Below are 13175 nucleotides of genomic sequence, written 5' to 3'. Positions count from 1 at the left end.
CCAAGCCTGTCGCCAGGCTATCGCGCGACGCTCACACCGGTTCGGTGGCGAGGCGCTCGGTGGCGTGCCGGTCGGCGCGGGCCATCGACCCCTCGGGGATCGCGGCGACCCCGGCGGCGAGCAGCAGGACCACCGCGGCGAACACGAACGACCAGGGCAGACCGCCCGGCTGGTCGACGATCGCACCGGCCACGGCGCCGCCGGCCGCGCTGCCGCTGACCGAAACGGTGATCATCCAGGTGTACGCCTCGTTCATCATCCCGGCCGGGGCGATCCGGCCGACCAGGCTGTTCTCCACGGTCAGGGCGGGGGCGATGGTCGCGCCGCCGAACACCAGGGCCGTGCCCAGCCAGAGCGGGCTCGGCATGAACGCCAGCAGCAGGAAGCTCGTCGACACGGCGGCCAGCAGCCAGGCGAACTGGCGGGACAGGGTCATCGCCGGGCGGCGGGTGCCGAACCAGATGCCGCCGATCGCGCTGCCGATGCCCCAGACGCCGAGCAGCACCCCGCCGAGGGACGCGCCGCCGCCGTGCTGTGCGGCGTACGCCGGGACGATCACGCCGGCCGCGCCGAACGCGACGCCGAGGGCGCCGACGCACAGCAGCAGCGCCGGGAAGCCGCCGGTCCGCAGCGGGCCCAGGCCCTTCGCGGCGGCCGCCGGGTCGTGGCCGCCGCGGTGCCGCATGACCGGGAGGCGGGCGATCCACGCCGTACCGGCGAGGGTGGCGACGGCGGCGCTGATCAGCGCCGACTCGGGCTGACCGGAGATCACCATGAGGGCCGCCACCAGCATCGGGCCGAGCACGAAGACCAGCTCGAACAGCGAGGTCTCGGCGGCGATGGCGGCCGAGCGCAGCTGGTGCCGGCCGGTGCCGGGAGACGTCATGTCGGTCCAGGCGCGACGGATCGCCGCGGTCAGCGGCGGGTAGGTGGCGCCGGCTCCCGCCGACGCCACGAAGATCCACTCCAGGGCATCCGCGCCGCCCCGGCTCGCCAGCAGCAGGGCGGCCAGCGCCAGCGGGTGCAGGATCGCGGTGGCCAGGAGGATCGGGGCCGGGCCGATCCGGTCGGCGAGGCGGCCGGCGATCGGGCTGACCGCGGCGCCGGCCAGCGCGTAGACGCCACCTGCGAGACCGGCCGCCGCATACCGTCCGGTGGCCTGCTCGACGAGCAGGAGCAGGGCCAGCGGGGTCATCCCGATACCGAGGCGGGCCAGGATGCCGACCACCAGAAGGACCTTCGCGCCCGGTAGGTGCCATACGCCAAGGTACTGACGCAATGCGGTCACGAGCTGGCCTCCGACTGCCGACGGTAACGAGCGAAACGAGTTTCGAGGCTAACGTCGGCGGTCGGTTGACAGACCTGAAAGATCGGCCGTTGTCGCGCGCGTCACCAGCGACGGACCAACGCGGCCTGCTCCTGGAGGCGCCGGATCCGCTCGGCCATCGGCGGGTGGGTGGAGAACAGCCCGGCGATCCCTCCACCGGAGAACGGGTTGGCGATCATCAGGTGGGCGGCGCTGGTCAGCTGTCCGCCGGCCGGCAGCGGCGCGCGGGCCGTACCGTGATGGATCTTCTCGAGGGCGCTCGCGAGAGCGAGCGGATCACCGGTGAGCGCGGCCCCGGAGGCATCCGCCTCGAATTCCCGGTTCCGGCTGATCGCCAGCTGGATGATCGACGCGGCCAGCGGGCCCAGGATCATCATGAGCAGCAGGCCGGCCGGGTTCGGGCCGTCGTCGTCGTCCGAGCCGCCGAACGGCAGGAAGAACGCCAGGTTGGCCAGCATCGTGACGATCCCGGCCAGGCCGGCGGCGACGCTGGAGATCAGGATGTCGCGGTTGTAGACGTGCGACAGCTCGTGCCCGATGACACCGCGCAGCTCACGCGGCTCCAGCAGGTTCAGGATGCCGACGGTCACCGCGACCGCGGCGTGCTCCGGGTCGCGGCCGGTCGCGAACGCGTTGGGCTGGAGCGCCGGCGAGACGTAGAGGCGGGGCATCGGCTGGCCGGCCTCGGTGGCCAGCTCGCGGACGATTCGGTAGAGACCGGGCAGCTCCGCCTCGGTCACCGGGCGGGCGCCCATGGCCCGCAGGGCGATCCGGTCGGAGTAGAAGTAGCTGACGGCGTTCGTCGCCAGCGAGATCAGCACGGCGATGACGAGGCCGGCGCTGCCGCCCAGCCAGTAGCCCACGGCGAGGATCAGGCTGGTGAGCAGTCCGAGCAGGGCGGCGGTCTTGAGGCCGTTGTGGTGGCTGTGCAACGTTCCTCCTTCGGCTTGCGGGCTGGTGGCCCGCACTCCAGGGAACAGCGTCGACCAGCGTGTTCATCCGTGTACGCGCTGTGAGTTCGCTGAACCCGGTTCTCAGAGGGCGCCGAGAAGCAACTGCGGGGCGAAGCCGAGAACGACGGCCACGATCGTGGTGGCGACCAGGACGGCGGCCACCGGGCGGCTCACCGGGCGACGTCCGGTGTCCTCGGCGGGGCCGGTGTAGAGCAGGGCTCCGACCCGTACGTAGTAGGCGAGGGCGATCACCGCGTTGACCACGACCACCGCGGCGAGCCAGATCCAGCCCTCGGCCACCAGGGCCTCGACCACGGACACCTTGGCGAACAGGCCGGCCAGACCCGGCGGGAGACCGGCGAGACCGGCCAGCGCCAGGACGAGAGCCGCACCCGGCCACGGGTGCCTGCGGGCCGCGCCACGGAAGTCGTCGAGGGTGCCGCCGTCCGCCGCGACTGGGCGCAGGGCCACCACCACACCGAAGGCGATCAGTTCCAGGACCATGAAGAACACGGCGTACGCCAGGGCCGCCGGAACACCGGGGGCGCCGAGGGCCAGGGCGGCCAGGATGTAGCCGGCCTGGGCCATCGACGACCAGGCGAGCAGCCGCACCATGCGGGTCTGGCGGAGCGCCACCAGGTTGCCGACGGTCATGGTCAGCACGGCCAGGACCGCGACCACGGCGCTGGTGTCCAGCCGGGCGGCGACCGCGGCCAGGGCCAGCACACCACCCAGCTTGGAGGCGGTCGACAGGTAGGCGGCGATCGGCACCGGGGCGCCGTCGTAGGTGGCCGGCGCCCAGGCGTGTAGCGGCACGGCGGCCACCTTGAAGGCCAGGCCGATCACCAGCAGCGCGGCGCCGACCCCGGCCAGGGCGGCGAACGGGGCCGGGGCGGGACCCAGCATGCCCAGGTGCACGGCCCCGGTGGCGGCGTAGTTGAGGGCGATGCCGAGCAGGACGATCGCCGTCGAGATGACGCTGATCAGGAAGAACGTGACCGAGGCGGAGGCCGCGTCGGTGGTGGTCCGCTCGCCGGGGGCGAACCTGCGGAGGCCGACCAGCACGTACAGCGGGAGGGTGAGGGTCTCCAGACCGACGATCAGGGTGAGCAGGTCACCCGCGTAGGCGACGGTGACGCCGCCGGTCATCGAGCAGGCCAGCAGGAAGCAGAACTCACCGGCCGGGGCGGCGCCGAGGCGCAGCGCGGGAACCGAGAGGGCGAGAACCCCGGCGGTCAGGCCGGCGAACAGCGCGGCGGTCGCCGCGGCCGGCCAGGACGGCACCCAGGAGCAGCCGCCCGGGACGCAGAAGGTGGCGTCCCACGGGCCCACGGCCAGGGCGGTCACCCCGGTGGCGAGGGCGCCGAGCAGGGTGGCCGTGATCGTCACCGCGCGCTTCCCGGCGAACAGGTCGGCGAGCAGGGCCAGGATCGCGGTGCCGGCCGCGGCGTACAGCGGCAGCAGCGCGACGTGGTCGACGGCCTGGCTGGTCACAGCTTCACTCCCAGCAGGTTGGCGAGCGGCACGACGGTGTCGTTGAGGACCAGGGCCGGGACCACGCCGACGGCCAGCGTCAGCAGGATCAGCGGGGTCCAGGCCAGCCACTCGATCCGGGTGACGGCCGGGCTCGACGCGGCCACCGCCGGGGTGGCCGGGCCGTGCGTCACCCGGCGCAGCAGGCGCAGGAAGTAGGCGGCGGTAAGGGCCCCGCCGACCGCGGCGACGGCCGCCAGGGTGAGCCAGAACGGGCCGCCGCGCTTGACCGCGGCGATCACCGCGAACGCCTCGCCCCAGAACCCGGCCAGACCGGGCAGGCCGAGCGAGGCGATGGCGGCGAAGCCGAGCAGCCCGGCCAGGCGCGGGGCGGTCTCCCGGAGGCCGCCGATCAGGTCGAGGGAGCCCGTCCCGGTACGGTCCTTGATCGTCCCGGCGAGGAAGAACAGCAGGCCGGTGATCAGGCCGTGGGCGACGTTGCCGACCAGGGCGGCCTGGACGCCGGTGATCGACATGGTGGCGATGCCGAGCAGCACGAAGCCCATGTGGCCGACGCTGGAGTAGGCGATCAGGCGTTTCAGCTCGGTCTGGCGCAGGCAGATCAGCGCGCCGGCGACGATCGCGACCACGGCCAGGACGCCGAGGGCCGGCGAGGCCCAGGCGGCGCCCTCCGGGGCCGCGCCGACGCCGACCCGGATCATCCCGTACGTGCCCATCTTGAGCAGCACGCCGGCCAGGAGCACCGACCCGACCGTCGGGGCCTCGGTGTGCGCGTCGGGCAGCCAGGTGTGCAGCGGCCAGAGCGGGGCCTTCACCGCGAACGCGAGAGCCAGCAGGACGAAGGCCACGCGCTGGGTCTCCGGGCTGAGCTCGGCGGCGCCGGTCTCGGCAGCGCCGGTCAGGGTGACCAGGTCGCCGGTGCCGGCCGACGTCACCACGAGCAGCACGCCGAGCAGCAGCAGGACCGAGCCGGCCAGCGTGTAGAGGACGAACTTGCGGGCCGCCGCCCGGCGGTTCGGTCCGCCCCAGCCGGCGATCACCGCGTACATCGGCAGGAGGACGACCTCGAAGAACAGGAAGAACAGGATCAGGTCCAGGGCCAGGAAGGTGCCGAGGACGCCGACCTCCAGAACCAGCAGGAGCGCGGCCAGGGCGCGGCCCTTCCGGTTGTACGCGCAGCAGAGCAGGGTGAGCAACCCGGTCAGGACGATCAGGGGGTACGAGATCCCGTCCACGCCGAGGTGGAACTCCAGCCCGAGGGCCGGCACCCAGGGCAGGTCGATCTCGGCCCACGGCACCATCGGCGGGCCGTCGCCGGGCTGGTAGGCGAACCAGGTGTACTCGTTCGGGCGGACCAGGATCGGCAGCACCGAGAGCACGAACGTGACGGCGGCGAAGCCGGTGGAGACGAGCCGGGCCCGCCGGTCCGGCAGCAGAGCGACGACGACGGCCCCCAGCGCGGGCACCACGAGCAGCGCGATCAGCAGGTTGTTCATGCCACGGCCCCCCACCAGGCGACGGCCCCCAGCACCAGGGCGGCGGCGCAGACCGCGACCGCGGCGGCCGGCAGCGGTCGCCGGTGTGCCTGTTTCAGCAGTTCACCGGCGCTCCGGGTGCCGGTGCCGGTGGCCATGACGACGGCGTCCACGTCGTTCGTGTCGAACGCGGTGACCACGCGGGCGACCGCCTTGACCGGGCGGACCACGAAGCGGTCCTGGACCTCGTCGAGGCGGAACCCGGCGGCCAGGAACGGCTCGGCACGGCCGAGGACGAGAGCCGGGTCGGCGCCGGGCGCCGCCCGCCAGAGCCACCACGCGGTCCCGGCGCCGGCCACGAGCAGCAGCATCGGCAGGGCCACCGCCACGCCGAGGTGCGGATCCTCCAGTTCCAGGGCTGTCCGGAAGCCGGGGGCGAAGGCGGCCAGCCCGAGCAGCGCGGCCGGGATCCCGAGCAGGATCAGCGGCCAGCGCATCAGTGCGGGCGGATCGTGCGGGACGGCCGGGGTCCGGTAGCTGCCGTCATCGAAGCCGACCTCCCAGTCCGGGCCGTCCGGACCGTACGCCCGGGAGACGCCGAAGAACGTGCGCAGCAGGAGGCGGGTCGCGTACCACGCGGTGATCCCGACCGAGAGGAGCGCGGCCAGCCAGACCACCCACGCGGCCCAGGCGGGCGCCGTCTCGCCGCCCTCGGTGGCGTGGGCGGCGGCGGTCAGCACGTTCTCCTTCGACCAGAAGCCGGAGAGCGGCGGCACGCCGGCGAGCGCGCCCAGGCCGATCACGAACGACCAGAAGGTGACCGGCATGTGGGTGCGCAGGCCGCCCATCCGGGACATCAGGTTGGTGCCGACCGCGTGGATCACCGCGCCCGCCGCGAGGAACAGCAGCGCCTTGAACGCGGCGTGGGTGAGCAGGTGGAACAGGGCGGCGGCGGGCGAGCCGACGGCCAGGGCACCGGTCATGTACCCGATCTGCGACACGGTCGACCAGGCCAGCACCCGTTTCAGGTCGTCCTGGGCCATAGCCGAGAGCGCGCCGATGAGGATGGTGATCGCGGCCATCACGGCGAGGGTGGCCAGTGCGGCCGGGGACTGCCGGTAGAGCGGGTAGAGCCGGGCCACCACGTAGACACCGGCCGCGACCATGGTGGCGGCGTGGATCAGCGCGGAGATCGGGGTGGGGCCGGCCATCGCGTCCGGAAGCCAGGTGTGCAGCGGGAACTGGGCGCTCTTGCCGGCCACCCCGGCCAGGATCAGCAGCAGGGCGGCGGTCAGGGTGCCGGCCGAATAGTCGTGGGTGAGCACGTCGCCGAGGTAGGTGCTGTCGGCGTCGGCGATCAGGACGGCGATGCCGAGCAGGAAGCCGACGTCACCGACCCGGGTGACCAGGAAGGCCTTCACCGCGGCGGCCGGCGCCTCGGGCAGCCGCCGGTCGTGGCCGATCAGCAGGTAGGAGCAGGCGCCCATCACCTCCCAGCCGAGCAGCATGAGGATCAGGTCGCTGCTCGTGACGACCAGCAGCATCGCGCCGGTGAAGAGGCTGACCTGTGCGGCGTAGGGCGCGTACCGGCGGTCGTCGTGCAGGTAGGCGATCGAGTAGATCTGGACGAACAGGGCGACCACCGTGACGGCGAGTGCCACGTAGCCGGCCGCGGCATCGACGAACGTGCCGAACCGCACCTCCAGGTAGCCGAAGTTCGCCAGGGTGAGGCCGCTGTTCTGGGGGTCGTCCGCCGGGTCGAGGACCAGCCGGACCGCGAGGAGGAGGGCCACCGCGGCGCCGGCCACACCGAGTCCGGCGGCGAGACGCCGGCGGGCCCGGCCACCGTCGCCCGGCGGCAGGACAAGACCGATCAAACCCACGAGCAGGGGTACGAGGGGAAGCAGCGGCCCGGCAACGTCGATGCTCACCCGGCCACCCGCTCCTCGTCGCCGTCCAGCCGCACGTCGTCGACCACGACCGCCTTACGCATCCGGTAGAACTGGAGGACGATCGCCAGCCCGACGCCCACCTCGGCGGCGGCCAGCACGATCACGAAGAGTGCCAGGACCCCGCCGGTGCCGGGCACGGCCGCGCCCGGGCGGGCCCACGACTCGACCGCCACACCGGTGAGCGCGGAGCGCAGCGAGACGTCCGCGGTGACCAGGATCAGGTTGACCGCGTTGAGCATCAACTCGACGGCCATCAGCACCAGGATCGCGTTGCGTCTGCGGAGCACGCCGTAGACGCCCAGGCCGAACAGCAGGGCGGCCACCACGTACGGGATGACGACGTGCATCAGGCCTCCGGGGTGGGTCGGGCGCCGACGTCCGGCCGGGACAGGACGATCGCGCCGACCAGGGCGGACAGCAGCAGGATCGAGATCACCTCGAAGGGCAGCACCCAGGCGCCGAAGATCTGCTCGCCGACCCGTTCGGCGGTGCCCGGATCCGCCTCCGGGTAGCGGACCCAGCGGAACGCGTCGGCGAACAGCACCGCCAGCCCGGCGCCGAGGCCACCGCCGATCAGGACGGCCGGGAGGGCGGGCCGGTCCAGGTCGGCGGACGGGCCGATCGGGGCGCGGGTCAGCATCACCGCGAACAGCAGCAGCACCACGACCGCGCCGACATAGACCAGGACCTGCACCCAGGCCACCAGTTCGGCGCCGAGGACCAGGTAGAGGCCGGCGATCGCGCCCAGGCTCACCACCAGGTAGAGGCCGGAGCGGACCAGGTGGGCGCTGGTGACGACGAGCGCGCCCGAGCCGACAGCGACCGTGCCGAGGGCCAGCAGCAGCACGTCGGCGACGGTCACTTCCCGTCCTCCGTGGTTTCGGCGCGCGGAGCTCGTACCGTCGCTGGTCTTGCGGTCTTGGCGGCAGTGGCCGCGCCCGGGCCCGCGGCCTTGCGCGCCGCCGTGGCCTCCTCCTTGGACGGCTCGCCGAGCACGTCGTGGGCCGGCGGCGGAGGCACCGTGCGCATCCACTCCCCCAGCCGGGTCTTGTCGTGCAGCAGGGAGAGGACGTCGGTCTCCGCGTACTCGAACTCGGGCGTCCAGTGCAGCGCGTCGAACGGGCAGACCTCGATGCAGATGCCGCAGTACATGCAGAGGGAGAAGTCGATGTCGAACCGGTCCAGCACGTTGCGCTGGCGGGCGCGCGCGGCGCCCGGGACGACGACCTCCTCCTTGTGCGAATCGATGTAGATGCACCAGTCGGGGCACTCACGGGCGCAGAGCATGCAGACCGTGCAGTTCTCCTCGGACAGCGCGATCACGCCGCGAGAGCGCGGCGGCAGATCGGGTTGCACGTCCGGGTACTGCTGGGTGCCGGATCGCCGCGTCAGGGTCTTCAGCGTTACGGCGAGCCCGTCGAGCAGACCCTTGCCGGGCACGTTGCGGTCGCCGTTCTCACTCACAAGGGAACATCCTGCCCGCTCGGCCTGTTCGGCGCGACCTTGCCCCGGCGTTTCAGAGGAGCGACTTTACGGCCACCGTGATAACCAGTTGGGCGAGCGAGACCGGGACCAGGATCAGCCAGCAGAGGCGCTGCAACTGGTCCTCGCGCAGACGGGGGTAGGTGACCCGGAACCAGATGATCACGAAGGACAGGGCGGCGACCTTCAGCAGCGTCCACAGCCAGCCCAACTGCTCCGCGAACGGCCCGTGCCAGCCGCCCAGGAACAGGACCGTGGTGAGACCGGCGATCACCACGATGCCGACGTACTCGGCCAGCAGGAAGAACGCGAAACGCAGCCCGGTGTACTCGGTCATGTAGCCGAAGACCAGCTCGGAGTCGGCGATCGGCATGTCGAAGGGAGGGCGCCGGATCTCGGCCAGCCCGGCGATGAAGAACACCAGCGCGGCCGGCGCCTGCCAGATCAGCCACCAGGGCCGCCAGGCCTCGACGATGCCGGGCAGGCTCAGCGTGCCGGCCGCCATCGCGACGCTCGCCGCGGCCAGGACCAGCGGCAGCTCGTAGCCGAGCAGCTGGGCGGCGCCGCGGACGCCGCCGAGCAGGCTGTACTTGTTCGCCGAGGCCCACGCGGACATCAGCACGGCCACCACGCCGATCCCGAGCACGGCCAGGACCAGGAACAACCCGATGTCCAAGCTCTGCGCGACCAGGTCCGGGCCGAGCGGCAAGGTCAAGATCACGATGAGGTACGGGAAGAGCGCCACGATCGGGGCCAGCCGGAACACGGTCCGATCCGCCGCACGTGGAGTGATGTCCTCCTTCTGGACGAACTTCACCCCGTCGGCGACCAGCTGTGCCCAGCCGTGGAAGGCGCCGGCGTACATCGGGCCGACCCGTCCCTGCATGTGGGCCATCACCTTGTGCTCGGCCTGGCCGATGACCAGCGGCAGGACCAGGAAGGCGGCCATCACGGCGCCCACCCGGACGAGGAGCTCCATCACGGCTGCTCCTCCTTCTCGCTCTTCTGCGGGCCCCACTCGTTCGGTGCGGGGACGCCGGGTGGGCGCATCGGGGCGCGCTTGGCCGTGCCGCCCTCCGACTCGCCCGGCTCCTTGGCGCCCGGCCACGGCTTGGCCACCCGCGCGGCCAGCACGAAGTCCTTGCGCAGCGGATGCCCCTCGAACTCCGGGGGCAGCAGCAGCGGGCGCAGGCCGGGATGCCGGGCGAAGGAGATGCCGAACATCTCGTACGTCTCCCGCTCGTGCCACTCGGCGCCCGGGTAGAGGTCCACCAGGGACTCCACCTCCGGATGCTCCCGCGGCACCCGGGTGCGCAGCAGCAGCCCGTGCCGGCGGCGGGTGGACCACAGGTGGGCCAGCACCGAGAAGCCGCCGTCCACCTCGTCCACGGCCGAGAGCCAGTCGAAGAAGTCGCAGCCCAGCGCCCCCGGGTCACGGACCACCTCGGCCGCGAACCACCAGCGGGCGGCCGGCACGTCCACCACCGCACGGGCGTGGCCCGGGCCGCCGCCGGAGATCTCGGCCGTCACCGGGCCCGTCTCCGGATCGTCCGTCGCCAGCAGGGCGACCAGGCGCTCACCGACCTCTTCGGGCGTCATGCCGCTCATCCTATGATCCGGGCGGCTTCCGCAACCTTCCGCCGGGCACGCGCGTGTAGTCGCCGTGACAGCCATCGCCGACCAACGATCGGAGACGCCGGCCGCCGTGCACCACGATCCACCGACGTTCGATGAGGTCTACGCCGCGCACTACACACGGCTGACCGTGCAGCTGTACGCGTACTTCGGTGACCGCCAGGAGGCCCAGGACGTCGTACAGGAGGCGTTCTGCCGGGCCCTGCCCCGGTGGTCCTCGATCTCCCGGTACGACGATCCGGCCGCCTGGGTCCGCCGTACCGCCTGGAACCTGGCGGTGAGCCGGTGGCGCCGGGCCCGTACCGCCCTGAACTTCCTGCGTAAGCAGCGCACCGACGAGCCGCAGCTGCCCGGGCCGACCGGTGAGTGGGTGGCGCTGGTCGCCGCCCTGGCCGAACTGCCGGCCGCCCAGCGGCGCGCCATGGTGCTGCACTACCTGGGCGACCTGACGATCGCGGAGATCGCCGAGCGGGAGGGTGTGGCCCAGGGGACGGTCAAGTCCTGGCTGCACCGGGCGCGCGGCACGCTCGCCGTGTTGCTCGGCGCCGATGCGGAGGGGGTGACCCATGTCTGACCAGCTCGAGGAGATCTTCGCGCGGACCCGCCCGATGGCGGTCCAGATGATCCGCCCGCCGGGCGCCGAGGCGGCCCGCCGCACGGTACGGATCCGCCGCCGGCGACAGGTCGTGTCCGTGGCCGCCGCCGTGGTGCTCGCCCTCGTCGGCGGCGTGATCGTGGGTCTGCGCCCGCCGCCCCCTGCGAAACGTGAGCTTCCCGCCGACCCGGTGCGGTTGCAGCAGACCGCGAAGGTCGCGCTCGGCACGTCCGCGACGCCGGCCGCCGTCGAGGGGGCCACCGAGTTGACACCGACCTGGTCGGCGTCGAGCACCGTCTACCACGGCGTGCTGACCCTGCGTGCCGCCTGCGCCGGGACCGGGGAGTTCACGCTTCTGGTGATGGGCAATCCGGGCAGCGAGAGCCTGCAAACCGAGCCCGTCGAGCTGGCCCGGTTGAAGGTGCCCTGCTCGGAACCGCCGACGCCGGTGCAGACCGAGTTCGAGATGAACGGCGTCATCGGCGTCGACTACAAGATCGCGGACAGCACGGCCGCTCCTCGCTCCGCCGGGTTCGCCTACCGGGTCACCAGCGACACCGGCGCACCGCTGATCAAGGGGGACGACAAGGCCAACCCGACGGCGGCGCTGAAACTCACCTCGGACAAGGGGTTCGGGTCCGGCGGCAGCACCAGCGCCGGCCGCGGGGGCTTCAAGGACGACCTGCCAAGCCACGTCGGCGTCGACTTCAAGATCCTCTCCGCCTGCACCGGGCACGGCACGCTCGTGGTCGAGATCCTGAAGAAGTCCGGCAAGAACGTCGACACCGTTCGGGTGCCCTGCTCCTGGCCGCCCAAGCGGTTCGACTTCCAGCCGGCTCGGGGAAGCGGGGATCTCTACTACCGGATCTCGTACGACGCCGCCGAAGGGGAATCGACCGACTTCATGGTGCAGTTCGTCCCGAATTAGCTCACAGGCCGGGGAGGCGGCCGTTGCGGAACACGTCGACGAAGTCCTGATGGTCCTCGCGGGCCTGGTCACCGTACCGGTGCGCGAACTCCACCAGGTGCCGGACGAATCCGGCCTCGTCCTTGTCGACGACCGCGACGATCGCCTCCTCGGTGGAGAAGTCGACGAGGTCGTGGCTGGACTCGTCGTCGGCGACCGAGTGCATGCGGGCCACCGCGCGGCCCAGGTCGGCGATCACCCCGGTCAGCTCCTCCGGCTCGCTCACCTCGGACCAGTCGAGATCCGCGGCGTACGGGGAGACCTCGGCGACCAACTGCCCCACCCCGTCCAGCTCGGTGAAGCCCAGCCACGGGTCGGCGTGCGCCTGGAGGGCCCGCTGCGACTCACTCGTCCGGTGGCCCTGGTGCTGGAAGTAGCCGCGCACCCGCTCGTCGTCGATCCACCGGGCGACGGCCGGGACCTGCGCCTGCTTCATGTAGATGATCACGTCGTTCTCGAGGGCCTCGGTGTGCCCTTCGAGCAGCAGGTTGTACGACGGCAGCCCGGCCGAGCCGATCCCGACGCCCTTGCGGAGCTTGATGTCCTTGATGTGCATCGCCACCGGCCGGGCGCCCTGCGGCAGCGTGCCCAGATAGCGGTCGAACGCCTCCCGGACCTTGGCGTGGGTGACCGTGTCCACCTCGTAGACGCCGTCGCCCATCGAGAACCGGCGGTCGAAGTCGTCGATCGTGGTCTGCTCGCCGAGCAGGTCGACCCGGGTGTTGAGCCGTGCCTGCTGGAGCACCCGCCGCAGCACACCGGCCGCGTTCTCCAGGGTGATCGAGCCGATCGCGTCGTCACCCCCCTGGGCGATGGCCCGCAACTCGATCAGGTACGCCCGGGCGAACGTGGTCACCAGCGCCGTGATGGCGTCGTCGGACAGCGCCTTCGAATACCCGATCAGCGCGACACTGGCCGCGAAGCGCTTCAGATCCCAGCTGTACGGGCCGACGTACGCCTCGTCGAAGTCGTTGACGTTGAAGACCAGGCGGCCGGACGAGTTCATGTAGGTGCCGAAGTTCTCGGCGTGCAGGTCACCGTGGATCCAGACCCGGCTGGTCCGCTCGTCGAGGAAGCTGTCGTCCCGGTGGTCACCGCTCAGGTCGGCGTAGAACAGCGAGGCGCTGCCGCGGTAGAACGCGAACGGTGAGGCCGCCATCTTCCGGAACTTGCGGCGGAACGCGGGCGGATCGAGCGCCATCAGCTCACCGAACTCGCGGGTGAGGACATCGATGATGAAGTCTGCGCGCGACTGAGAACCCATGCGGGTCACGCTACTCACCGATCCGCCGTCA

13 protein-coding genes are annotated in these 13175 nt (G+C 72.1%); 2 read left to right on the top strand and 11 right to left on the bottom strand.

The genetic code is table 11. The features are described from left to right. Window positions 1–31 precede the first annotated feature (31 nt). The 10 genes from IEZ13_RS21560 to IEZ13_RS21515 all read right to left on the bottom strand — a co-directional run bounded on the left by IEZ13_RS21560 (window position 32) and on the right by IEZ13_RS21515 (window position 10282). Entirely contained in the window at window positions 32–1288 is a 1257-nt protein-coding gene (locus IEZ13_RS21560) for an MFS transporter (protein ID WP_183222801.1), read from the bottom strand. A 101-nt stretch (window positions 1289–1389) separates the two neighbouring features. Continuing rightward, window positions 1390–2259, bottom strand: coding sequence for a zinc metalloprotease HtpX (gene htpX / locus IEZ13_RS21555; RefSeq protein WP_183222800.1), 870 nt, complete (start codon window positions 2257–2259; stop codon window positions 1390–1392). Window positions 2260–2361: 102 nt separating this feature from the next. Further along, complete coding sequence (locus IEZ13_RS21550) at window positions 2362–3774, bottom strand: NADH-quinone oxidoreductase subunit N (RefSeq protein WP_183222799.1); 1413 nt, start codon at window positions 3772–3774, stop codon at window positions 2362–2364. Then, entirely contained in the window at window positions 3771–5270 is a 1500-nt protein-coding gene (locus IEZ13_RS21545) for a complex I subunit 4 family protein (protein WP_183222798.1), read from the bottom strand. The genes IEZ13_RS21550 and IEZ13_RS21545 overlap by 4 nt, the downstream gene beginning before the upstream one ends. Then, window positions 5267–7180, bottom strand: a complete 1914-nt coding sequence (locus IEZ13_RS21540; RefSeq protein WP_183222797.1) for an NADH-quinone oxidoreductase subunit 5 family protein — start codon at window positions 7178–7180, stop codon at window positions 5267–5269. Before IEZ13_RS21540 ends, IEZ13_RS21545 begins: the two co-directional genes overlap by 4 nt. Continuing rightward, complete coding sequence (gene nuoK / locus IEZ13_RS21535; RefSeq protein ID WP_183222796.1) at window positions 7177–7548, bottom strand: NADH-quinone oxidoreductase subunit NuoK; 372 nt, start codon at window positions 7546–7548, stop codon at window positions 7177–7179. The genes IEZ13_RS21540 and nuoK overlap by 4 nt, the downstream gene beginning before the upstream one ends. Further along, window positions 7548–8063, bottom strand: coding sequence for an NADH-quinone oxidoreductase subunit J family protein (locus IEZ13_RS21530; protein WP_183222795.1), 516 nt, complete (start codon window positions 8061–8063; stop codon window positions 7548–7550). Before IEZ13_RS21530 ends, nuoK begins: the two co-directional genes overlap by 1 nt. Further along, window positions 8060–8665: a NuoI/complex I 23 kDa subunit family protein gene (locus IEZ13_RS21525; protein ID WP_183222794.1), complete on the bottom strand. Its 606-nt coding sequence runs from the start codon at window positions 8663–8665 to the stop codon at window positions 8060–8062. The genes IEZ13_RS21530 and IEZ13_RS21525 overlap by 4 nt, the downstream gene beginning before the upstream one ends. A 52-nt stretch (window positions 8666–8717) precedes the next feature. Further along, a complete protein-coding gene (nuoH, locus tag IEZ13_RS21520) occupies window positions 8718–9662 on the bottom strand; it encodes an NADH-quinone oxidoreductase subunit NuoH (RefSeq protein WP_183223033.1) in 945 nt (314 codons plus the stop codon). Next, on the bottom strand, window positions 9662–10282 hold the full coding sequence (locus IEZ13_RS21515) for an NADH-quinone oxidoreductase subunit C (protein WP_183222793.1): 621 nt from the start codon (window positions 10280–10282) through the stop codon (window positions 9662–9664). The genes nuoH and IEZ13_RS21515 overlap by 1 nt, the downstream gene beginning before the upstream one ends. 73 nt (window positions 10283–10355) lie before the next feature. On the opposite strand from IEZ13_RS21515, the gene IEZ13_RS21510 reads away from it, so the two are divergent. Both IEZ13_RS21510 and IEZ13_RS21505 read left to right on the top strand, forming a co-directional pair. After that, the gene (locus IEZ13_RS21510; protein WP_229794912.1) at window positions 10356–10892 is read left to right on the top strand and encodes an RNA polymerase sigma factor; all 537 of its coding nucleotides are present in this window, start codon (window positions 10356–10358) and stop codon (window positions 10890–10892) included. Next, on the top strand, window positions 10885–11841 hold the full coding sequence (locus tag IEZ13_RS21505) for a hypothetical protein (protein WP_183222792.1): 957 nt from the start codon (window positions 10885–10887) through the stop codon (window positions 11839–11841). Before IEZ13_RS21510 ends, IEZ13_RS21505 begins: the two co-directional genes overlap by 8 nt. 1 nt (window position 11842) lies before the next feature. Here the strand turns inward: IEZ13_RS21505 and IEZ13_RS21500 are convergent, their stop codons facing one another. After that, window positions 11843–13144 (bottom strand): DUF2252 domain-containing protein, encoded by a 1302-nt coding sequence (locus IEZ13_RS21500; RefSeq protein WP_183222791.1) that lies wholly within the window; start codon window positions 13142–13144, stop codon window positions 11843–11845. Window positions 13145–13175 lie beyond the last annotated feature (31 nt).

It is taken from the genome of Actinoplanes campanulatus (assembly GCF_014647795.1).
In the GTDB taxonomy this organism is placed as follows: Bacteria; Actinomycetota; Actinomycetes; order Mycobacteriales; family Micromonosporaceae; genus Actinoplanes; species Actinoplanes campanulatus.
This window is presented reverse-complemented; position numbering and strand designations above follow the sequence as displayed.

What these genes read in the sequence shown, in the direction of transcription:
- IEZ13_RS21515 (WP_183222793.1), bottom strand. Translation starts at nt 10,282, where the DNA reads ATGACGCCCGAAGAGGTCGGTGAGCGCCTGGTCGCCCTGCTGGCGACG.
- nuoH (WP_183223033.1), bottom strand. Translation starts at nt 9,662, where the DNA reads ATGGAGCTCCTCGTCCGGGTGGGCGCCGTGATGGCCGCCTTCCTGGTC.
- IEZ13_RS21545 (WP_183222798.1), bottom strand. Translation starts at nt 5,270, where the DNA reads ATGAACAACCTGCTGATCGCGCTGCTCGTGGTGCCCGCGCTGGGGGCC.
- IEZ13_RS21505 (WP_183222792.1), top strand. Translation starts at nt 10,885, where the DNA reads ATGTCTGACCAGCTCGAGGAGATCTTCGCGCGGACCCGCCCGATGGCG.
- IEZ13_RS21500 (WP_183222791.1), bottom strand. Translation starts at nt 13,144, where the DNA reads ATGGGTTCTCAGTCGCGCGCAGACTTCATCATCGATGTCCTCACCCGC.
- nuoK (WP_183222796.1), bottom strand. Translation starts at nt 7,548, where the DNA reads ATGCACGTCGTCATCCCGTACGTGGTGGCCGCCCTGCTGTTCGGCCTG.